The following is a 22589-nucleotide window of genomic DNA, read 5'->3' on the forward strand; positions in this document are numbered from 1 at the left end:
CTAAGGCATGGTTTTAAACAAAGTTAAGGGCTTTTCTTTACTCGAAGTTTTGGTGATTCTTTCAATCATCGGCATTTTGGCAACGGTGGCAGCCCCCTCGTTTATTGAGTGGCGGTTGGCAAATGCAATGACCAGCGTATTAAAACACACCGCCGATATAGCCAAGTACGGGCGAGCCTTGTCTATTACTCAACGCACGGCAATTACCTTGGTGTTAGATCCCTCTAGTAACCACTGCATCAGCTTAACCTCGGACGATGATTGCGATTGCAGTGTCGAAAATAGCTGCCGCGTGTTAACGCAAAAGAAACGACTTTTAGTGAATAGCTATGATGCCGATTTCAGCCTACCGAAAAATCAAAAAACGGGGCTTATTTTTGATGGTACCCATGGAATGAGCTTTGGAAGCGCTTTAACCATCACGTTTAGCAACGCCTTGTATACAGGCAAAGTTATTATCAACAACGTAGGCAGAGTTCGTTACTGCGTAACCAGTGAACTAGAGGATATTCCACAATGCTAAAATTCTCTGGCTTCACACTAGTTGAACTTACAATTGCGATGGCGTTAAGCACCACTCTCATTCTTTTTTCTACTATTGGCGCAGCCAATATAGCGAGAGATTTAACCTACTTTCAGCAACAACTAGCCTTGCATAGTGAATTACGCCTACTTAGCCACTCTATTGCCTTACAACTTAAACGTGCAGGTTACGTGGCGCGTACTTTTGAAGAGATTTTAGCGGATAGCACACTACTTCCTCCTACTATCACTATCAGCGAACACCCGTCAGAAGTTAATAGGTCCTGTATTCTATTTTCCTATGACAAGAATGCTAATGGTGAGATTAGTAAGAAAAACCCCGCTGAATTGCTTGGTTTCAGACTCCGCAATGATGCACTGGAATATCGTATAGCAACGAAGAACTGCGATCAAGGAGGATGGCACGACCTCACCGATACTAAAGAAATAAAAGTAACCGCATTTTCTATAACACTTCACGCCAAAGTCAATAACGCCCCTGTGTATAAAGTACACCTTGCACTTCAAAGTAAAGCATCAAGCAACCTTACTGCCGAGCAATACATACTCGTAAGGGTACCTAATGAAATATAAATTACGCTCCCAATTAACATCATTACCAACCAATAAGCGCGCCCGTGGGGCAGTGGTATTGAGCGTGGTGGTGTTACTTTTAAGTCTCATAACCCTTGCTTTGTGGGCAACAAGCTCTCTACTAGCAACTGAATATCAAGCGAACAAAAGCAGTAATAGCTACCGTAAGACCATGAATCAATTGCAAAGCGACTTAACGCTAATTACTGGGAAACTTCGCATCAGCGACAACTGGCAAAAAGCCGCCGCTGAAAATCCGTTGGCAACAGTAGCAGCATCTGAGTATTTGGGCAGTGAAGGACAAAAACTCACCCTGTTTGAGGTTTCATTGTTTCACCCTGCTTCTTCGATAACCGTTAGCCAAACATTCTTGCGCTACCCTGCACTTGTGCGTATTCCAGCAGGCAATATTATTACTGGCGCTAATAATCCAATTCTATCTCACCTCTTTGATCGAGAAGCCAACAGCTTAACGCCTTTGTACTTTCCAGAATCGATAATAGACAAAGATTGTGATGACCTTGCTGTACATCCGATACTTTGGATCCGAGGGCATTGTAATATTCCATCAAGTTCAGTCATCGGGGAACCAGACCGCCCTCTATTACTGGTAGTAGAAGGAGGTAACTTCACCCTGAATGCGCATGCACAGTTTTATGGGCTAGTTGTATTACTGACAAACACTAACGTCGAACCAACTGCGACTATAGGACTTTCTGCTGCGCTTACCGGCGCTATGGTAAGTAACGAGGAGGTATCTACCATCTTATATGGCAACATCGACTTTGATCCTATCGTGTTGCATACCCTTCAACAAATTAATGCATTACAGAAAATGCAGTCTGTACCAGGGAGTTGGCATGACTTTAACTAAAAACACGCAGGGGTTTTCACTTATTGAAGTGGTTATCGCATCGGCGCTATTTGCTCTGGCTTTTACCGCCGGACTTAAGTTGTATCAACAAATTCATGGTCAATGGCAACAACTTGTTGTAATTCAGCAAGCACAACATCAACTTGATTCCGCACAAACCGATATACAAAAAAATCTTGATACCGAGGAATACCTTTACCCCTTGCTCTCACCCACCGCCTTCCCAGTGACATCGAGCAGTAAAACCTTACTGTCGAGCCTTAATACAGTGAATACCACTAATAGTAAAACTTCGATAGAAGTTGCTTACCTTGAAAAGGATAATAAGAAAACCGGAGTAGAAGTAACCCGCTTAGCAAGCGCGTTGAAGGCAATTACATTAACGCAGGACATTGAAGTTATTGCGAAGTTAGGTAAAGAAAATGATAGTGCTAAAACGGGGGACTTTGCTGAGCAATTGACATTTACTACCGCTCCTCCCTATCAATCGCACTGGCAAGATATTCAGCATTTTGGGAACTTAACAACTATTACGCCGATGCCCTAGCCGTTTGTAATGTCTGTTTTACTTAAGTTAAGGTACATATTTACAGTAGCTAGTTAATGACCGCTCTTTATTGGATAACTTGTGTTTGCTTAACTTGTGTCCCCTTTGAATAGCAGCGCTGGTGTCGTAGCACCAGCGACACGCTTTTCTAGGGTGTTTTTTGACACCGCAATGCTAGCAAGACCAGCAGTACTCGCCAGCAGCTAACGAGCCATTGTTATTTACGTCCCAACCTTTGCGCCCATCACTAAAGTAAAATATGGCGCCGTCTGTAGCTTGAGGACTACCACTAACAGGAGTAGCTTTCAGTTGATAGCTGGTTGCATCAGCAGACACTATGGTGAGGTCGTAACGTTTGTTCGCTGCAGATTCAGCAGCAGGCGAGTAACTGGCAAAAATAGTAGGAGCGCCTGTATCTCCGCCGCTTGGGCCTGCCCCTTTATAACTAAACGAGCCACTATGATGACGTTCCATTGCGGCAGCAAATGCCAGCATGTCTGCTTGCGCCGAACCTCGATAACCGTCAGTCATGAAAGATTGGTAAGACGGGTAGGCAATCGCGGCAAGAATGCCAACAATAGCCACCACAATCATTAACTCAATGAGGGAGAACCCATTACTTTTCTTACTATTTATAATCACGGTGATGTGTCCTCTCGCTCCGTTTCAGAATGCCAACTACCTTTTTGTATACGTTCAAACTTACCGTAAATATTCTCAGCTAAACATTCAAACGCTGAACCACAGGCTTCTTCGTTACCATCTTCATCTACGCTGATAACAGTTGAAGCACACTCAGTACCTAGGCAAACCACAGGGCTGGTAATGTCTTCAATAAGAATTTTGGTTTCTGGGGCTATCCCCGTTTGCTGTAACTCAACCGACCTATCAGTACTGTCGAGTTCACCGTTGTTATTCAAATCTGACACGGCATTAGCGTTGAAAAGATTCACCAAATAAGCACGGCTATTCCCTGTCGGAGGTGCACACAGACTGGTACTACTCACCGCTGGTACATAAGTAGTAAAGAAAATTTTGTAATCTATTATCAATGGCGACGCCAATACCTTTTCGCCTTCGGTTGTAAGTTCTATGTACCAGCCCGCTTTATTAGCAAAGCTTGAGGCCGCAACAGACTGCTCGGTCTCATCACTACTGGTGAGTAAATGATTAGTCGCATTGTATAAGTCAGATTCAGAAATGGTACTCATGAAGGTAAATTCATTATTAACATCACGAGTAAACACGCCATCGTCTTTTATCATATAGAAATTGTCTTCTACGGTTACGTCTAGAGGTGATGCTCGCCATCCACTCCCCATCGCAACGGCATAATACAATTCATCACCAAGAGCCACTTCAGATACATCTGGACCATAGTAAAAACGTCGATTAGTTTCGGCTGTATTGCCACCGAAATCTGCCAATCGAGCCCCTTTAACTAGGTCGCTACCAGAGTTGCCGTTATAGATATCCATCCTAAATAACTGGCCGCCCATATCACCCACGTACATATGATCTGCTAAACCATCGTTGTCTCTATCAATAACGGATATGCGACCTGGAATACTGTAGTTCATACTAGCCAAGTTTAAATCTGCATCAGCGTTACTGGCATGCCATAACAAAGCACCAGTGTCTGCATCAAACATGAAAACAGCGTTTCCGACGCTATCAGCATCCCTAACTATTTTGTCGTCTTGGGTTTCATCATAGCCACCACCAACAATCATTACATTCTTTTCTTGGGTGCCTATACGAACTTTAGTGAAGGTAGGCCGCGACCAGGTTTGGCCTAATTTCTCCAGGCCTGTGCTGCCACCTTCAAGAATGAAACGAACTGTGGGAGAGGTTTTCTGAGTAACATCGAAAACATAATAGTTTCTACCACCACGACGCATGCCTAGGTACAAATAGGTTGATGAGCCGACAGTACGCACCACCATTTCGCCATCAAGACCATAGACATGATTGAAGGTCGACGTATTTTCATAAAAAGTCTGTAAGTTTTCCAACAAGGGAAGTGGCATTACCGCAAAATTTTCTTCCCCAGTTTCAGAATCAAAAGAGTGCAACATCCCTTGGTTAGTAGCGATAAATACGGCTGTGTCAGTTCCATAATTTACGACCACAGGTTGTGAATGTATAGGATCGCCCATCTGCAATCTGAAATCCGTTGTGTCGCCATCGCCATCGCTATCTTTAACATCTACGCCTCTGGCCCACTGCAGCAGTACTTCTCTTAATTGAGTAGCGTTAGGTTCGGCATCTATAGCCAAATGTGTCGTAGTTATATCATTGTTATTTTCATGCAATTCGTTGCTTGATTGAATAATTGAGCCTGCACCGTCAAAAACGTACAAGTTGCGATTCACGGACATTTTGCTTGCGGTACCGCCTTCTCCGACATCGCTTCCATCAACCAAAGTAGACCAATAGCTATGAGAGTTTTCTTTGAAATAGCCGGTATCACTGTCTACAGCAATCAGAGAGTTTTGATCGACAATATCTTCTCCCGAAAGCCTATAACGCTTAAGGTTTCCTGGCCAAATAGCCCCTTCACTCGGTTTAAATAACGCGAAGTATAACTCGTCGTTATGAGTCAAACGATTAAGCTCATTAACTGCTATGCCTGGAGAAACAAACGAAGAGTTCACATCTTTAACAGTGAGTAGGATAGTATTAAAAGCATCTAACAAGTCTTCACTATTGTCGGCGGGGTAGAATCCACCGCCACTTTGCACGGCTAACTGATTTAAAAAGTTATTAGCAGTGCTATTCGCTTCAAACCCGATGGTATGGGTTATTACGCGCCTGCCAATAGCCGACGTTTCTGCATTACTCACATTTGTGACTAAGTCTAAGCCACACTCCTCGCCACCGCTGCCCGTACAGCTTTGGCCAATTAACGCCGGAATAAGGGCTTGGCTGTGATTGTAGTTAGCTACACCATCAGATAACAAAACAATGTGGTTATTGGTTTGGCATTGTAAGTCAGTTACTGGTGATATATAGGTAGCCCCTTCCGGTATGTATTCTCCAATACAATCTTGATCAGATAGATTGTCTTCAGAACAACCGTTCGGAAGCACTGAGTCGCTGCCAAGATAAGAACTACGGTGGCTAACTCGGGTATTTCTTCTCACCGTATTCGAAACACCTGTCACCCCCCTCGTCAATCCATAATCAACTTCACGACCACCATAGTAATTAATTGCTTCATAGAGTGTATCGACGATTGGAGTAAATCCACTGGCACTAAGCTCGTCAATCTTGCTAATAAGGTGCTCCCGTACGGTGGACGTTTGCCCAGGCGTGGCAAGACCATTAAATTTAACAACGAGTTTGGGAGCTGATGATTGAGAGCCGCTATATGAGTCCACGGCTCGCTCTCTATAGAAGTTGCTGAATACAAAACCCATGGAATTACCTGCCTCCCACCCGGCTCTATTAACAACTTCTTCTACCAGACTTGTAATATCTGGTGATGAATACTCATTATTATTATAAAAGCTTGGCATGGACCACGTTATTGATGATGTTTTAGCGATATTACTTAGGCGGTTTGATACTCCAGAGGAGAAATTAGCGACATCATCTTCCGCTATTGCACTAACCGACATGCTCGCGTTATTACTCGTCTGAGTGCTTGAAGCCGTAAGTTCAATATAAGCTTCTGTAATTTCAGCACCTTGAGGAATATTCACATTTTGAAAACGTATTCCAACATAGTTATTAGAATTATCGGTTAAGTTAAGTACGTTACCTGTAGAAGCATTACCGCTAGTATTTTCTTCTAAATTATCGTTTTGGCTAGATACTTGGTAAATACTTTCTCCGCTATAGCAACCTGTAGCAGTAGCATCGTCGTAACTTACCACTAATTGTGGAGAGCCCGTCTGACCTGAATCATATGCTCTTGCTTGACGACTACTGGCACTATCAGCACTGTTCGCTTCAATCAAAATATTTAACGCATCGCCACCACACCAGTCGGCAATATCTACAATTTCTTGTATGACAGATGAAAGGTCTGGCGTCACTACGATATCTTCAGCTACAGGAAAATCATTGTCAGCGACCCATTCCACATTTGCTGCCGTATTGGTTCTCGAAGTTAGATCGTTTGTCGCCGAGGTAAATTCAGAACTCGACGCAGATGCTTCCCCACTTATTGAAAATGTTGTCCCTGCGATATTAAACTGCTCTGATGTAAACCTTATTTGTGCACTCAGGATGGTAGCACCTTGGGGGATATTGAGGTCGCTAAATCGTAATCCTGAAGTTACCGTATTCGTTCCAGAACTTAGTACTAGATTATTAGAGGTTAAGTCCACCGAGCCGTTGATTTCTGACGCATCATGATTACTATCACTTGTAGAGGTGATTAATTCAGGTTGAATAGGGTCATCAATACCACTAATAGGATAAAGAATTGGGCCGCCGTGATCGGAAAAACGCATCAGGCCTGCATCTATATTAGTGGCAGAATTCAACGCTAGTTTTAGCGCGTTTTGAACCCTCAACATCCTAGATTGTCCCGTACCATCTTGTCCCGTCATACTTCCCGAGGTATCCATAATAAACAATACATTAGGATTGTAAGTGGCGGAACTATCCGACGTGCCTAGATAAATATCTAAATCATCGCCCATGGCAGAAAAGCCTATGCAAGAAAACATCACTACCGAGGCTAAAAAGCTACTCATGCGTTTCATAATTATTTCTCTTTTTTTTATTGTGATGCAGGGCCAAAAACTGACGCAGCGAGCGAATTTGCGACCACCGTGGCTTTGCTGCCTACTTTACCGCACCCTCTTATAACAAAAACGTGGCAGTTTACGTTACTACCACCAATAACATTACTTGAGCCTCGACAAGCCTGCTCTCTAACAAATGCAGTGCGAGACCAACTCTTAGTATTTGCCATAGTTTGGTAAGTACCATCTGTAGTATGTTCGTTCCCCCATGAAAGACCGCCTTCGGTCATATACCGATCAGTCCATTCATTTTCGTCGAAACAACTCATTACTTCAGTATCGGGATCGTAGGCATCAAGTTGACGGGCCGCTGAAAGAGGATCTACTTTAGTGGTATCTGCTAACAAAGTTTCATCTTCAGACTCAAAAAACACCCCAGCAATAGCGGCTTCCGCAGCGTCGAATGCTAGCCCAGTTTGCTGCATCGACATGGCCATTTTAGATTGTGACAGACTGCTTGTTACCGCACTTACGCCCAATATTGTGAGGGATAGCAACACTAACAATGCAAACACCATTACTAATCCACGCTGTTTCATTGAATGCTCCTAACAAAATTTTTCATATTTCGAAGTGATACGGTTTTAGTAAAAACCTGGTAATAATGGGCTGTGTCCAAAGTGACTTGGCTTTCATTTAGCAATGCAAACGTAGGCGCAGAAGTTTGTTGAACTTGATTTTGATAACTTTGAAGTAAAACTGCCCATCGAAGGGCAACCACTTGCTGATTTTGTGCGCGCAACGCGGCCAGGCTGTCTGCAGTAACATAGGTTATTGCTTGACCATTAGAGCTTTCGGCAACATCGCTCACACCATATTGCAATTGGAAATTACTGACATTATCCAACAATGTAACAGTATTAGGCGAAACAGATTGTGCCTTGAGACCGCGTAATACTCGTCCGTCGTAACCTGTGCATCTAAATTCATTACCGCTAACAAAGTATCGGTTTACTACATGAAATTCATCATCTGCGGCGTAACCATGCTTGCTGCCCGTACAATCGGCAAGGGCGAGCAAACTCACCACTAACTCATCGTTAGCACCACTGGATGCTTGCGTACTTCCAAGCGTGGCGTTAGTGGCAAAGTCCCCGGCCAATGCAATTGGCTTATTCTCAACAAACGCAGCCTCTGCCACCGTATCAACTGAATCATCAATAGAAGCTGCAACAGTGTCGTAGCGACCAATTTCATAAAATTCACCACTGAGCCGGCTTGTTATATAACGTCCCGACTCCTGAACCTGTGCCACCGCTTGATTAAGCTTATTCGTTACACTACTGCTCACTAAAACCTGAATGATAGCGCCAGAAATAACAAGCCCTAATACAAGGGAAATCATTAATTCTACTAAAGAAAAACCCTGTGAACGCCTCATAAGGTTAAGTCCTTAACTACGCACGCATTGCTATCTGACGAATTAGGGTTACATATTGAGTTTAGCGTATAGTTTTGGTTACCTGCCGACGTTACCGGCCAAGATAAGATAACTTGTAAGCGTGAACCTGCACTGCAACTATAAATATCTCCCGCATCGTTGTCTGAGCAGGTTAACGACAAGGTAGTTTGGGGGTTGGTTTGTACGGCCGCGCAAGATAATGCCCAGCCGTCGTATTTGGCCATGTCCAGCTCACCGCAGTTGCCCGTTTCACAATCTGGCACCCCAGCGGGTCGACTTAAACAGTAACACTTATAAGGATGAGTAGAGCCTGAACAACTCAGACCATCAAAGTTATAGTTGCTTGAATCGAAATACTGATTATTCACCACTATTCCATCACCAACCGTGGATACACGTGCCGCTGCACGCAAACGCTCAGCAACCTGTGAGGCAACAAATTCGCTTTGAGTACGACTAATAGCGTCTTTATTGGCAAATGAGCCCGTGAATTGAAGTGCTGCTACACCCAATAAGCCAATTGCAAGAATGACCAAGGTGACGAGCACCTCTATTAGGCCAACGCCTTGCTGTTTGTTTAATCCATTAATCTTTATTATTAGTTTCATATCTTCTGCGTGGCCACTTAGGCATTTGCTATAAAATTTAGACACAACCTCATATCTGGCATTCTATGCTAAAAAAATCCTGCTCAAGGTATAAGCAATCATAAAACGTATAAATTTAAATTACCATTAGACAATAGCGTAAAAAAAAAGCACCGCATATCAATGCGGTGCTTTTAATAATACTTTACCATTTATACCTAAATGGACTAGCTCACTTGTTTGACCCGAAGTTCTTTTGGAACCGCGAATTCCACGTTTTCTTCTCGGCCTGCACGTTCAGAGGCAGATACCGCACCCCATGCTTTCAACTTATCAACTACGCCTTGTACTAGTACTTCTGGTGCTGATGCGCCGGCAGTCACACCAATGTGCTCCACACCGTCAAGCCAACTTTGCTGAATACAATTCGCATCGGCAATTAAGTGCGCTTTTGCACCAATTTTTTCGGCTAGTTCACGTAAACGATTCGAGTTTGAGCTATTTTGCGCACCCACAACTAACAATACTTGGCAGTCTTGAGACAAATCCCGCACTGCATCTTGTCGGTTTTGTGTGGCATAGCAAATATCGTCTTTACGTGGCCCTTGAATATCAGGGAAGCGTTCACGTAATGCATCAATAACGTCCGCTGTATCATCTACCGACAACGTAGTTTGGCTACAATAATAGAGGTTTTTAGCGTCTTTCACTTCAAGAGTAGCTACATCGGCTTCAGATTCGACAAGGTAAATACCGCCTTCGTCATTACTGTATTGCCCCATAGTACCTTCAACTTCTGGGTGCCCTGCATGGCCAATTAAAATACACTCGGTGCCAGTCTTACTTGCTCGGGTCACTTCCATATGCACTTTAGTGACTAACGGACAAGTAGCATCAAATACTTTTAAGCCACGATTTTCAGCTTCTTTTCTTACCGCCTGAGAAACCCCATGGGCAGAAAAAATAACAATGCAGTTATCGGGCACTTCATGCAATTCATCTACAAAAATAGCGCCACGTTCACGTAGCCCATCTACCACAAATTTATTGTGAACAACTTCATGGCGAACATAGATAGGTGGCTCAAATATTTCGAGTGCCCTTTCTACAATAGTGATGGCTCTGTCTACACCGGCACAAAAGCCACGAGGGTTAGCAAGATGAATTTGCATAATTACTGGTCACCTTGCGGTGTAGGTGAAGGCGCAACTTTCACATCAACAATTTCAACATCGAAAATAACCGTTTGCCCAGCTAATGGGTGGTTAAAATCAACCGTGATGGAGTCGCCCGCTACACTTCTAATAATACCGGGTATTTCTGAGCCATCTGGCTGAGAAAACGCAAGAATAGCACCTTCTTGAATTTCTAAATCAGCACCAAAACGGCTTCTATCCATGTAATGGATATTGTTTGGGTTAGGCTCACCAAAGGCATCGTTCGCGGCGAGCGTAAATGATTTCTTTTCCCCTTTTTGAAGCCCAAGCAAGCAAGCTTCAAAGTTAGGGGTAAGACTACCGTCACCCATTACCATTTTCGCAGGCTTATTGTTTACGCGGGTACTGTCAGCGGCTGAGCCATCTTCTAGTTTCAAATCGAAATGAAGGATAACTTCGCTGTCAGAACCAATAATAAGATTGTCGGTCATTGAGGCTCCGGTTACTGCTTTGATGTATTGGTTGAACTAGCGTTTTTTTGCTTTTCGCCATTCTTGACCATATCAAGTATTAAAAGGGCTGCCCCTATGAATATTGCGCTATCAGCAATATTGAAGGCAGGCCAATGCATGTTATTTACATGAAAATCGAGAAAATCGATAACATAGCCATGTACTAGACGATCGTAAACGTTACCTAGCGCACCACCTAATATAAAAGAAAAGGCAACAGGCAATAGGGTTTGGTTTTTAGGCGATTGTTTTAACCACCATAAAATAACCACGCTCACAACCGTCGCAATGGTGGTGAAAAACCATCGCTGCCAGCCACCGGCACTATCTAGAAAGCTAAATGCTGCGCCATAATTGTGTACGTAGGTTAAATTGAAAAACGGTAATACCTCTATCGATTGATAAAGTGACATTCCGCCTAATACCGCGTACTTACTAACTTGGTCGAGCACGAAAGCAATAAGGGTTATCCAGAGAAACCGTAAACCGGTTTCACTGAATAACTTAGGCTTGGTATCCGCCGTAGTATTAAGCATACTGACGCGTTTCCCCTTCGCCATCAATGTTAGTTACACAACGGCCACATAATTCTTCGTGCCCTTCGTGGGTACCAACATCTTCGCGATGGTGCCAACAGCGAACACATTTGTCGCCGCTTGCTTTATTTACGCTTAACCATAGGCCTTCAACATCGGTAGCCGCAGCATTGTCTGGTGCGCTTTCTACTTTTGTCAGGTTCACTGCTGATGTAATCAATACAAAGCGCAATTCATCTTCAAGTGAAGCCAAGGTGTTAAACAAAGACTCTGTAGCATACAAGTCAATCTTGGCTTCTAACGAGCCGCCTAGTTGACCGTCTTTACGAGCTTGCTCCATGGCTTGGTTTGCTGCGTCTTTTACGCTTAACACTTTGTGCCATAGTTCATCGTTAAATACGTCACTTTGGGTAAAGCTGCTAAAACCTTCGTACCAGGTTTCGGTAAATACAAATTCACTACGCTCGCCAGGTAAGGCTTCCCAAATTTCTTGCGCCGTAAAGCTCGTGATAGGCGCCATCCAACGAACTAACGCTTCCATAATATGGTAAAGCGCAGTTTGGCAAGAGCGACGTGCATTGCCGTCTGATTTCGCCGTGTACTGTCTATCTTTAATCACGTCTAGGTAAAAAGAACCCAGTTCGATTGAACAGAAGTGCATTAGCTTTTGCGTTACTACTAACAAGTCGTACTTTTCAAACGCTTCAACAAGTTCTTCTTGTAGCGCTTTAGCTCGCGCTACAATCCAGCGATCCAGTGCCACCATCTCTTCTTCTGGCAAAGCATCTTCTGGCACAAAGCCATTGAGGTTTGACAATAAGAAGCGTGAGGTATTACGTAAACGGCGATACGCATCAGCAGCACGTTTTAGAATTTCATCAGATACCGCAATTTCACCGCGGTAATCGGTAGAAGCAACCCATAGACGAAGAATGTCTGCGCCAAGCTTATTAGTGACTTCTTGCGGCGCAACAACGTTACCAACCGACTTCGACATTTTTCTGCCGTGCGCATCAACGGTAAAGCCGTGGGTTAATACTTCTTTGTACGGCGCATGGCCATGCATAGCAGTAGATGTCATAAGTGATGACATAAACCAACCACGGTGTTGATCTGACCCTTCAAGGTACAAATCGGCGCTAGCTGGAATGTCTTCACGTTGATCAACCACAAAGTAATGCGTTACACCCGAGTCGAACCACACGTCTAGGGTATCGGTTACTTTATCGTAGTTATCTGCTTCGGTGCCTAATAGCGCTGCACCGTCAATATCCCACCAAGCTTGAATGCCTTTGGTTTCAACTTCCGAAGCCACTTTCTCCATTAGCGCAACCGACTCAGGGTGAAGTTCACCGGTAAGTTTATGCACGTATAATGGAATAGGTACGCCCCATGTACGTTGGCGAGAAATACACCAATCTGGACGACCTTCTACCATTTTCTGGATGCGGTTTTCGCCCCACTCAGGGATCCACTTAGTTTGTTTAATTTGTTCGATTGACTCAGCACGCAAGCCTTTTTTGTCCATGCTGATAAACCACTGCGGCGTAGCACGGAAAATAATAGGCGTTTTATGGCGCCAGCAATGGGGGTAGCTGTGCTCGTATTTCACGTTAAGCACTAGGTTACCGTGCTCTTTTACCGTTTCAACAATAGTATCATTGGCTTTAAATACGAACTGGCCGGCAAACAAAGGCGTATTTTCTAAATACACGCCGTTATTACCTACTGGGTTGTACACTTCAATGTCGTATTGTTTACCTACATTGAAATCGTCAACACCGTGAGCTGGCGCAGTATGAACGCAACCTGTACCCGATTCAGTGGTAACGTGCTCACCTAAAATAAGCGGTACTTTTAAATCTAAGAACGGATGATTAACCAATAAGCGCTCTAGGCTCGAACCTACACAGGTCGCCACCTCACGATATTCTTCAATACCGTAACGCGTCATGCAGCTTTCAAGTAAGTCTTGTGCGACTACTAACCATTCGCTGGTCGAGGAAATTTCAACAATTGCATAGGTTAATTCTGGGTGTAGGCTAATTGCGCGGTTTGCAGGTAATGTCCACGGGGTTGTTGTCCAGATAACCACGCCAGTTTTATGCGCGGTTAAGTCTTCACTACTTACACCAAACGCAGCCGCAATAGCGTCTACATCAGCAACAGGGAATTTCACATCAATAGCAGGTGAGATTTTATCTTGGTATTCTACTTCTGCTTCTGCCAACGCAGAACCACAGTCTGTACACCAATGAACTGGCTTAAAGCCTTTTTCTAAATGGCCCGATTCAACCACTTTTCCTAATGCGCGAATAATGTCGGCTTCTGAGCGAAAATCCATAGTTTTATAAGGATTGTCCCAGGTACCGAACACACCAAGACGCTTGAAGTCAGCCATTTGACCATCAATTTGACGTTGTGCGTATTCACGACATTTTTGGCGAAACTCAGCAGCCGTCACTTTTTTGCCAGGCTTACCAACTTTCTTTTCTACCATTAATTCGATAGGCAAGCCGTGACAGTCCCAACCCGGCACATAAGGCGAGTCAAAATCTGACAAGGTTTTAGACTTAACAATAATGTCTTTAAGAATTTTATTTACTGCGTGACCAATATGAATATCGCCGTTTGCGTACGGAGGGCCATCATGAAGAATGAAAGGCTTCTTACCTTTCTTCGCTTCTCTAATCTTTGTGTATACCCCTTTCTCTTGCCAGTCTTTCAGCATTTTAGGCTCACGCTGAGCAAGGTTACCGCGCATTGGAAAGGCGGTTTCAGGTAGGTTTAATGTGGCTTTATAATCACTCATATAATTGTATTATCCGGTTACCTTTAATAATACCCAACGCCTCGTTAGACGCTGTATAGGCTTGCATTGGTCGACGCTATGATAAGCGTGGTGACTTTATCACGTTTCACTATTCTAATAATAGGCGCGCCTTAGCGGCATCGGCCTGAATTTGTGCTTTTAGTATCTCAAACGAGTCAAATTTCTGTTCATCTCGTATTTTTGCAACAGGAAACACGGTCATTGGTTTTCCGTACAGGTCGGCTGACATATCGAAGATATGTACTTCTAACTGGTTTCGCACACCGTTTAGTGTGGGGCGAGTACCAATATTCCCTACGCCGTTGAATTTATTTCCATCTACTTCAACGTGAACTGCAAACACACCGTGAATAGGCGCTCTACAACGTTTCAGCATGACATTCGCGGTGGGAAACCCTATGGTCCGCCCTTTCTTTTCACCGTGGACCACTCGGCCATACACAGCAAAAGGCCTACCTAACATTTCTTCGGCAAGCGTAAAATCAGAATCCGCCAAGGCTTCGCGTACTGCGGTAGAGCTAATGCGATGTGCATGCATCATAAAGCTTTGCGTGCTGACCACTTCAAAGCCGTACTTTTGCCCAGCGGCTTGCAGCATGGCAAAGTCGCCTTTACGACCTTGACCAAAGCGAAAATCATCGCCTACCACAAGAAATTTAACGCCTAATTTATCCACCAGCAAATCATGCACAAAGGTATCGGCACTTTGACTGGCAAAGGCTTTATTAAATCGCACTGCCAATAAACGATCGACGCCCTGCTGTTTCAGCAATTCGTACTTTTCGCGCAATGGACTAATGCGTGCAGGCGCAGTGTCGGGCGTAAAGACTTCCTCGGGTTGAGGTTCGAACACCATCACTGTAGCCGGCAACCCAAGTGCTTTGGCTTTTTGAAGTACATTGCCCAGTACAGCCTGATGACCCAAGTGCACGCCATCGAACTTCCCTATGGTAAGTACACACCCGCTGTGCTGCGGTTTTACGTTATTAAGCCCGCGGATAAATTCCACAATTAGCCACTGCCTTTAGTTACTACTGAAAATTCAAAGCTCGCGATTATAAACGACCCAGCACGGAATACCAATATTACCCGCCTCCACTTTTGAAATGACGACGCCTTGTACCTAATAAAATCATGCATGAAAAGAAGGCGCCTGCAGATAATGCGATAGTTATAGCAACATCCATCACTTGTACTATCCATTCAAGGTCGAAAAAAGCCACGCCCTTATCTCGATAAAAAATAACCGCCCCCATTACCGCACTTGCTATCAGTACGCGAAGAATAAACATTACTGACGTACGACTTAGCACAAAAACACCTTGCTTGTGCAGCGTAATGTAAAGCAGCGCCGCGTTCATTGTAGCTGACATGCTAGTAGCAATAGCGAGCCCAACGTAGCCAAAAGGTATGGCTAATAAATTAAACACCATGTTTGCCACCATGCACCAAATTCCAAATCTTACGGGGGTTTTAGTGTCTTGCCGTGAGTAAAACCCTGGAGCAAGGACTTTTACTAACATGAAACTAAGTAAACCAAATGAATAAGCCGTTAACGAGTAAGACGCCATGGTGGCGGTTTCGGCCGTAAATGCTCCGCGCTGAAATATCACGGTTAAAATTGGCCGCGCCATGGTAGCCAGTCCTACGGCAGCTGGAATCCCCAGTAAGCACACCATGCGAAATGCCCAATCTATATTTGCAGAAAAGGCTTTGGGGTCTTTACTCACATGATTACGCGACAGCGCAGGCAATATTACGGTGGCGATGGCGATACCAAACAGGCCTAACGGAAATTCCAGCAAGCGGTCAGAATAATAGAGCCAGCTAATAGAGCCCGTCATAAGGAAGCTGGCAATGAAGGTATCGAATAATAAGTTGATTTGCCCCACCGACACCCCAAATAAAGCCGGGATCATTAAGGTACGCACTTTTACAACGTTTTCGTCTCGCCAGCCCCATTTGGGCTTAACTAATAAACCCGCCCGAAACAGAAACGGTATTTGAAAAGCAAGTTGTACTATGCCGCCTATAAAGACGCCCCACGCTAATGCAAAGGCAGGCTGTTCCATATCAGGGGCTAAAAATACTGCACAGGCAATAATACATACGTTGAGAAGCACGGGTGTAAACGCCGCTACTGCAAACTTATTCAGGGTATTTAATATCGCCCCAGCCAACCCAGTTAATGATACAAAGGCAAGATACGGAAAGGTAATTTTTAACATGGTAGAGGCGAGTAAAAATTTATCGCCCGCTTCATCGCCCTGCACCCATGCAATGAACCAGCCTGTGCCAAATAATGCGGCTAAAACGGGGGATGCTATTACACCAATAAGAGAAACGATAAATACTATGGCCCCAAGTGTGCCGGATATTTTAGCAACAAACGCTTTAAGTTCTGCTTTCTCGTGATTTTGGTGTACTTCGGTTAATACCGGAATAAATGCTTGCGCGAATGCACCTTCGGCAAATAAGCGGCGCAGGAAGTTAGGAATTTTATTTGCAAAGAAAAACACGTCGGCGGCGGCGCCATCGCCCATTAGCCTTGCGACTACCACATCTCGCACTAGCCCTAACACGCGGGATATCAATGTCATTACACTGACAATAAGGCCTGATTTTAATAACTTCCGTGACACTAAGACTATTCCAATAAACGCATTTCGTTCAGTTAAGCGCTCAATCATAACTAAACCCTGTAAAGGGCGAAACGTATTATTCAAAATATAAGTGCATCTCATGAAATTTTTTTGTTATAATCCGCGCCCGTTGTGGGTATGGTTTCGTGCTGTGCATCGCTTTTTTGTTCTGTACTTTCTGTTAAGCGCTTTATTAGCTCTTTTACTAAGAACAGGGCGAAAAACCAAAACATTCGATCAACGCCTTAATTAAAGTAGAAATTAACTTTCTACTTATTGGGTTAAAACGTTTGACTTTTGGCTGGATGATAGGCAAAATCCGCACCCTCGTTTTTGACATGAATTTATTTGGGAGTTACACCTTGGCTAACATCAAGTCTGCTAAGAAACGTGCAATCCAAGCCGAAAAGCGTCGCCAGCATAACGCTAGCCGTCGCTCCATGACTCGTACAAGCTTGAAGAAAGTAGTAGCTGCTATCGCTAGTGGTGATAAAGAAGGTGCACAAACTGCATTTGCTGCTGCAACTCCGATTCTTGACAGAATGGCTACTAAAGGTTTGATTCACAAGAATAAAGCTGCTCGTCACAAGAGCCGCCTAGCTGCACAAATTAAAGCTTTAGCTTAAATTTCACGGTTAGTAAAAAAGCGCCTATTGGCGCTTTTTTTGTGTCTTTTTTTTGATATCTATTTTGAGCCTCTTCTATTTGTATCTTCTGTTCGACGCTTTTATCAGAGGCTTTTATCAGAACTTTGGCACTAACTCATTTTGCGAATGGTGCTAGAAGGCGCTATACGAAGTACCCAATGCAATAATGCCCACGGCCAACTTGGCACATAAGACACTGCCTTTTCCTTATTAATCGCTTTTACCAACGCTTTACAGCCGGTTTCGGTATCGACAATAAACGGTACTTTCTCTACGGTTTCATTAATTTCGGTACGAATAAACCCTGGATGAACACAGCTCACCTTAATTGGCGTATTCATCACATCCAAGCGAATACCCTCTGTCATAGAGGTCAGCCCTGCTTTAGTGGCCGCATACACTGTCATGGCTCGTCTAAAGCCTCTTACCGCACTAATTGATGAAATTGTCACTAGGTGACCTGCATTTTGCGCCCTGAAGATAGTCATGGCCGCTTCGGCTTGCGCTAGTGCTGCCACAAAATTAGTCTCTGCGGTTTGCTTATTCGCATTAAAAAACCCCGTGCCAATAGAAGCACCTTTACCCATTCCCGCGTTAATGATAACTCTATCGAGTTGCCCCATCTCTTGTTTGAACGCGTCAAACACTTCAAAAACCGCGTTATGGTCGTTCACGTCAAGCGACTTAATTAGTACCTTGATGCTAGGGTTTACTGCTAGTAGCTCACTTCTAAGTTCCTCTAAGCGGTCTAAACGCCTTGCGCACAATGCTAAGTTGCTACCTTGTTTTGCGAACTCCATCGCCATTCCTTTACCAAGGCCTGAGCTTGCGCCCGTGATCAGAATATTTTGTCTTGTTGTCATTTTCTTTTTCCTGATTTACGAATGGCTTTTTTACAACGCCAGATTAAATAATGAATGAATATCCAAAAGTTTTTAAACGCTGGGTTATTGGTTTGTCCATGGTGATAGCGATAGTAGATTTGCTGTGCAATACCCGCTAAACGAAACAAGCCATACACTTCATAGAAAGTGAAATCATCAACGTAAATATCCATTTGCTTGCAGTAATACGCCACCACTTCATCGCGGGTCATCATGCCTTTTAGATGAGTGGGCTGCCTACGTGTAGATTGAGCGAGAAAATCATCGTCTGCATTAACCCAATAGGCCAACGTATTGCCCAAGTCCATCAGGGGATCGCCAAGTGTGGCCAATTCCCAATCGAGCACACCTAAAATTTTGGTGTAGTCGTTTGGATCTAACACCACATTGTCGAATCTAAAATCGTTGTGAGTAATGCAAATACGCTCTTCGCTTGGCATATTCGCCTCAAGCCAGCGCATAACGCTTTTGCCCGAAGGGACATTCCAGGTTTTTGCTTTGGTGTAGCGCTCACTCCAGCCTGTAATTTGGCGCTCTATATAACCGCTACCTTTGCCAATGGTGTCTAAACCTGCCGCCTTATAATCAACTTTGTGCAGCTCTATTAAGCTATCAAGTACATTTTTGCATAGTTGATGTGTCTGTTCTGGAGAGGTCTTTAAATCGCGAGGAAGGTTCTTACGGGGAATAACGCCAGTCAGCTTTTCCATGATATAGAATTCTGTGCCAATCACGGCTTCATCATCGCAATACGCGAGCATGTCAGGCACATAACTATAAACCGGTTTCAGCGCGCCTTGAAGCCGATATTCACGCCCCATATCATGAGCACCTTTCGCTTTAGTGCCCGCGGGTGCACGGCGTAATATTAACGACGTATTGTCGTATTCAAGACAGTAGGTCCAGTTAGATGCACCGCCTGAATATTGTGTCACTTTAGGTGTGCCGATAAGGTTTTGAATATGATTTTTCAGCCACCCATCGACGACATTAACGTCTAGTTCTTCGCCTTCTCTTACTGATACTGCTTTATCTAATACTGTATTCGTCATGGGTTACCGTCTTTCCATTGCACGTTTCATCGCTTTGGTTTGCTTTAGCATGTTATTAATATAGGTTTGGGTGGGTAGTAGTTTTTTCATCAAAAATGCCCGCTTACCTAGTTTGTGGGTAAGGATTAGAAACCGCTTTTGGGTAACCTGATCACAAATACTTTGCGCCACCTCTTCTTTGGTCATATCTGCTTTTTTAAAAAACCGCGCCATCATTTTATGCATGGCGGGGTTATCGCTTCGCATCGACTCTTCAAGGTTAGTTTTAAAAAAACTAGGGCACACCACACTCACATCGATATTATCGGGGGCAAGCTCTAGCTTCATGGTTTCAGACAGTGAGACTACCGCCGCCTTCACTGCGTTATAACTGTTCATGTAGGGAATAGGGGTTAGCCCTGCTTGCGACGCTATATTCACAAAATAGCCCGCCCCCTGCGCTTTAAATAACGGCAATATAGCCTTGCTGACACGCACCATGCCTAGCAGGTTAATATCGAAAATCCATTTCCACTGGGCAATACTTTCATCACTTAAACTACCGCCAGACGCGACACCTGCGTTGTTGAACACGACATCAACACCGCCCCATCGTGCTTCTATAGCGCTAACCAAATTGGCGACATCATCATCTTGGGTAATGTCACAGGGTTGATAGAAAGCCTCTGTACCCTTTTCTGTTAGTAGGGCAAGCGTTTCAAGCCCTCGCTCCTCATGGATGTCAGCGATACAAATTTTCAATTGTTCGCCGCTTTTACTGTGCTCGTTACTTAACGCAAGTGCTATGGCTTGACCTAGTCCCGTGGCGCCACCGGTAATAAGAATGCGTTTTTCTTTATCGTTTGTTTTTTTATGACTTGTTTTAGAACTCATGTGTTTTGCTCTTATTGTTAGCGCTAAGCTTAGGCTTTTTGAGTATCAAGTGGTTTGTCCTTACCTTCATCGTCATCAGCGCTTTTAGTGGCATTTTTCAGGCGCTTCGACCATACCGCTAAAAGCCCAGGGCCCGCATACATGGTTAACCCGTAAACCCCAGCCGCCACGGCAAATTCAGGAGAGTTTAAGAAGGTAATACAAATTAACATGGCCAGCGCTGCGTTTTGCACACCCACTTCAATGGCCATTGTAATGCCATCAATATTCGACAACTTAAAGGCAAAAGCTAAAATAAGGCCCAATACCACTGCTGAAATATTCAGGGCCAAACACACTAGCAAGGCCTCCTCTAAAGACGCCATTAAATTCGCCCGCTCACTAATTAATATGCCGATGATCATGGCAATCATGAACCACAATGAAAACGTTCTAAAAAAGCCCTCTACCTTAATAGAAAAGGTGGGTTTGAAGTGTCGTATTGCCATACCAATGATGACAGGCACGATAGACACACACACCAAGCCGACAACGGTAGTAACAATGGAAAATGAAGGTGCGTTCTCTCCAGCGAAATAGTCCATGGAATAGTGGATTATAAAAGGCGTTGAGAATACGCAAATGAACGTAGATAGTGCTGTTAAGCTCACAGATAACGCAAGGTTTGCTCGCCCAATATGACTTATTAAGTTACTCATCGTGCCACCAGGACACGCTGATAAAATCATAATACCTATGGCCATTGCAGGATGAAGAGAAAATGCCATGCACAAGCCAAACGCTAATAAGGGTAGCAATACGGTTTGCCCCCCCAGCCCCACTACGATGGCTTTAGGCGCTTTAAGCAGACGGGTGAAATCGGCTACCGTTAACGTAAGACCCATACCAAACATCACGAAAGCCAAAGCCAGTGGGAGAAGTATTTCGGTAAAAATCGAGGCCTGCATATATGCCCTTTGTTATTGTTAGTTGAAATGGTCAAACTTATGAACTTCAAATGCGCGAAACGCCGTCCTAGCCGCTATTTCTTATACGCTTGAATTTTTATCGTATCGCTCGATGTAAAGATTAACGTTTAAAACTCACTATTATATCCTTTCATTAACATCCTACCCAGTGTAACCTCATTAAAAATTAATAAAAGTGATAGTTCTTTATGGAGTTTCATAAATACAATGCATGGAAAGATAGACCTTAATTTGTTTTTCGTACTTAAAGCCGTGTATGAAGAAGAGAGTATTACTGCGGCCGCTAAAGCTTTGCATTTAACGCAACCGGCCGTGAGTCATGCAATGTCACGTTTACGAGAAAAATTTGATGACGAACTATTCGTGCGCCATAGCCGGCGGATGGTACCAACCCCGTTATGCCAATCTATCATTCAACCGGTAAAAGAAGCCCTCTCGCACTTAGAGTCTACGCTGTCAGATCCTATCGACTTTGATATCAGCCGCTATAAAAGAGAAATAAGGTTAGGGTTAAGAGACATTCTTGAGTCCACCTTTCTACCCACACTTATTCCCGAGCTTTTGCAAAATGCAGCAAATATTACCGTAACTAGCAGGCGGGTTACCCGCCCTGAACTTGAAACCGCCCTTGCCAATAAAGAACTGGATATTGTTATCGATGCATTGGTGCCTACAGGCCCTGATATTCGTTCAACACTGGTATGCGACGAGCATTTCGTGCTTATCTGTTCGAAAGAACACCCCATTTTAAAAGATAAAACGCTAGCCAATTATGTAGCAGCATCTCACGTTCTGGTTACTTTGAAAGACTCTCGATTAGATACGGTAGATTTGGCGCTGGCAAAACAAAACGCCACGCGACAATTTGCCCTTCAGTGCGAACATTACTTCGCTGCCGCAAGTGTAGTCAGTAAATCAGATTTATTACTTACCGTACCAAGTCGTTATGCACAGCAGGTTACTAGCAACCTGCCAGTTGCCGTTACCACACTGCCTTTTGATGTGCCACTTATGCCTATTCACATGTATTGGCACAAGCAAGCTGATGAGGATTTAGTGAATAAGTGGATGCGAGAGAAGTTACTGGCGTTAGCCGATGAGCTTTTATAAGAGCGAGGGTCTCGTAGAAAAGCTAGCTGTAACACTATCGTCAAACAAGCGTCACTATTTTGTCAATTAACCTGCATATAGTGGCGTTC

Annotated in this window: 21 protein-coding genes; 6 read left to right on the forward strand and 15 right to left on the reverse strand. The window is 44.0% G+C overall.

Features of this window, described 5'->3' with window-relative positions:
- Nucleotides 1-7 precede the first annotated feature (7 nt).
- Genes Q4561_RS03945 through Q4561_RS03960 form a run of 4 tightly spaced genes read left to right on the forward strand, consistent with a single transcriptional unit; the run spans nt 8 to nt 2537 of the window.
- Nucleotides 8-523: a Tfp pilus assembly protein FimT/FimU gene (locus Q4561_RS03945; RefSeq protein ID WP_303457746.1), complete on the forward strand. Its 516-nt coding sequence runs from the start codon at nt 8-10 to the stop codon at nt 521-523.
- Nucleotides 517-1116, forward strand: a complete 600-nt coding sequence (locus tag Q4561_RS03950) for a hypothetical protein (RefSeq protein ID WP_303457747.1) — start codon at nt 517-519, stop codon at nt 1114-1116. The genes Q4561_RS03945 and Q4561_RS03950 overlap by 7 nt, the downstream gene beginning before the upstream one ends.
- Nucleotides 1106-1990 carry a hypothetical protein gene (locus tag Q4561_RS03955; RefSeq protein WP_303457748.1) on the forward strand — a complete coding sequence of 295 codons (885 nt, stop codon included), beginning with the start codon at nt 1106-1108 and terminating at the stop codon, nt 1988-1990. The genes Q4561_RS03950 and Q4561_RS03955 overlap by 11 nt, the downstream gene beginning before the upstream one ends.
- Nucleotides 1977-2537 carry a type II secretion system protein J gene (locus tag Q4561_RS03960; protein ID WP_303457750.1) on the forward strand — a complete coding sequence of 187 codons (561 nt, stop codon included), beginning with the start codon at nt 1977-1979 and terminating at the stop codon, nt 2535-2537. Before Q4561_RS03955 ends, Q4561_RS03960 begins: the two co-directional genes overlap by 14 nt.
- 174 nt (nt 2538-2711) lie before the next feature.
- Here the strand turns inward: Q4561_RS03960 and Q4561_RS03965 are convergent, their stop codons facing one another.
- From Q4561_RS03965 to murJ, 11 genes are all read right to left on the reverse strand, one after another.
- Nucleotides 2712-3173: a type IV pilin protein gene (locus Q4561_RS03965; RefSeq protein ID WP_303458118.1), complete on the reverse strand. Its 462-nt coding sequence runs from the start codon at nt 3171-3173 to the stop codon at nt 2712-2714.
- Between the two features lie 2 nt (nt 3174-3175).
- Nucleotides 3176-7255: a PilC/PilY family type IV pilus protein gene (locus Q4561_RS03970; RefSeq protein ID WP_303457752.1), complete on the reverse strand. Its 4080-nt coding sequence runs from the start codon at nt 7253-7255 to the stop codon at nt 3176-3178.
- A 17-nt stretch (nt 7256-7272) separates the two neighbouring features.
- Nucleotides 7273-7836 carry a PilX N-terminal domain-containing pilus assembly protein gene (locus Q4561_RS03975; protein ID WP_303457753.1) on the reverse strand — a complete coding sequence of 188 codons (564 nt, stop codon included), beginning with the start codon at nt 7834-7836 and terminating at the stop codon, nt 7273-7275.
- Nucleotides 7833-8678 carry a PilW family protein gene (locus tag Q4561_RS03980; RefSeq protein ID WP_303457754.1) on the reverse strand — a complete coding sequence of 282 codons (846 nt, stop codon included), beginning with the start codon at nt 8676-8678 and terminating at the stop codon, nt 7833-7835. Before Q4561_RS03980 ends, Q4561_RS03975 begins: the two co-directional genes overlap by 4 nt.
- Nucleotides 8675-9307: a type IV pilus modification protein PilV gene (gene pilV / locus Q4561_RS03985; protein ID WP_303457756.1), complete on the reverse strand. Its 633-nt coding sequence runs from the start codon at nt 9305-9307 to the stop codon at nt 8675-8677. The genes Q4561_RS03980 and pilV overlap by 4 nt, the downstream gene beginning before the upstream one ends.
- A 206-nt stretch (nt 9308-9513) precedes the next feature.
- On the reverse strand, nt 9514-10458 hold the full coding sequence (gene ispH / locus Q4561_RS03990) for a 4-hydroxy-3-methylbut-2-enyl diphosphate reductase (RefSeq protein WP_303457758.1): 945 nt from the start codon (nt 10456-10458) through the stop codon (nt 9514-9516).
- Nucleotides 10459-10460: 2 nt separating this feature from the next.
- Nucleotides 10461-10934, reverse strand: a complete 474-nt coding sequence (fkpB, locus tag Q4561_RS03995; protein WP_303457759.1) for an FKBP-type peptidyl-prolyl cis-trans isomerase — start codon at nt 10932-10934, stop codon at nt 10461-10463.
- 11 nt (nt 10935-10945) lie between these two features.
- Nucleotides 10946-11491, reverse strand: a complete 546-nt coding sequence (gene lspA, locus Q4561_RS04000) for a signal peptidase II (RefSeq protein ID WP_303457761.1) — start codon at nt 11489-11491, stop codon at nt 10946-10948.
- A complete protein-coding gene (gene ileS, locus Q4561_RS04005) occupies nt 11484-14303 on the reverse strand; it encodes an isoleucine--tRNA ligase (RefSeq protein WP_303457762.1) in 2820 nt (939 codons plus the stop codon). Before ileS ends, lspA begins: the two co-directional genes overlap by 8 nt.
- 109 nt (nt 14304-14412) lie before the next feature.
- Entirely contained in the window at nt 14413-15333 is a 921-nt protein-coding gene (gene ribF / locus Q4561_RS04010) for a bifunctional riboflavin kinase/FAD synthetase (protein ID WP_303457763.1), read from the reverse strand.
- 76 nt (nt 15334-15409) lie between these two features.
- A complete protein-coding gene (gene murJ / locus Q4561_RS04015) occupies nt 15410-16966 on the reverse strand; it encodes a murein biosynthesis integral membrane protein MurJ (RefSeq protein WP_303458119.1) in 1557 nt (518 codons plus the stop codon).
- A 362-nt stretch (nt 16967-17328) separates the two neighbouring features.
- Here murJ and rpsT point away from each other — a divergent pair, with 362 nt between their 5' ends.
- Nucleotides 17329-17592 carry a 30S ribosomal protein S20 gene (gene rpsT, locus Q4561_RS04020; RefSeq protein WP_013783316.1) on the forward strand — a complete coding sequence of 88 codons (264 nt, stop codon included), beginning with the start codon at nt 17329-17331 and terminating at the stop codon, nt 17590-17592.
- A gap of 131 nt (nt 17593-17723) precedes the next feature.
- Here rpsT and Q4561_RS04025 read toward each other — a convergent pair whose 3' ends face one another.
- From Q4561_RS04025 to Q4561_RS04040, 4 genes are read right to left on the reverse strand one after another with little or no spacing between them, the layout of a single operon-like run.
- Nucleotides 17724-18476 carry an SDR family oxidoreductase gene (locus Q4561_RS04025; RefSeq protein WP_303457764.1) on the reverse strand — a complete coding sequence of 251 codons (753 nt, stop codon included), beginning with the start codon at nt 18474-18476 and terminating at the stop codon, nt 17724-17726.
- Nucleotides 18473-19549 carry a phosphotransferase family protein gene (locus Q4561_RS04030; protein WP_303457765.1) on the reverse strand — a complete coding sequence of 359 codons (1077 nt, stop codon included), beginning with the start codon at nt 19547-19549 and terminating at the stop codon, nt 18473-18475. Before Q4561_RS04030 ends, Q4561_RS04025 begins: the two co-directional genes overlap by 4 nt.
- A gap of 3 nt (nt 19550-19552) precedes the next feature.
- On the reverse strand, nt 19553-20422 hold the full coding sequence (locus Q4561_RS04035) for an SDR family oxidoreductase (protein ID WP_303457766.1): 870 nt from the start codon (nt 20420-20422) through the stop codon (nt 19553-19555).
- Between the two features lie 29 nt (nt 20423-20451).
- Complete coding sequence (locus tag Q4561_RS04040) at nt 20452-21369, reverse strand: bile acid:sodium symporter family protein (protein WP_303457767.1); 918 nt, start codon at nt 21367-21369, stop codon at nt 20452-20454.
- A 228-nt stretch (nt 21370-21597) separates the two neighbouring features.
- On the opposite strand from Q4561_RS04040, the gene Q4561_RS04045 reads away from it, so the two are divergent.
- Nucleotides 21598-22500, forward strand: coding sequence for a LysR family transcriptional regulator (locus tag Q4561_RS04045; RefSeq protein WP_303457769.1), 903 nt, complete (start codon nt 21598-21600; stop codon nt 22498-22500).
- Nucleotides 22501-22589: the final 89 nt, after the last annotated feature.

This window comes from Alteromonas sp. 1_MG-2023 (assembly GCF_030547075.1).
Classification (GTDB): Bacteria; Pseudomonadota; Gammaproteobacteria; order Enterobacterales; family Alteromonadaceae; genus Alteromonas.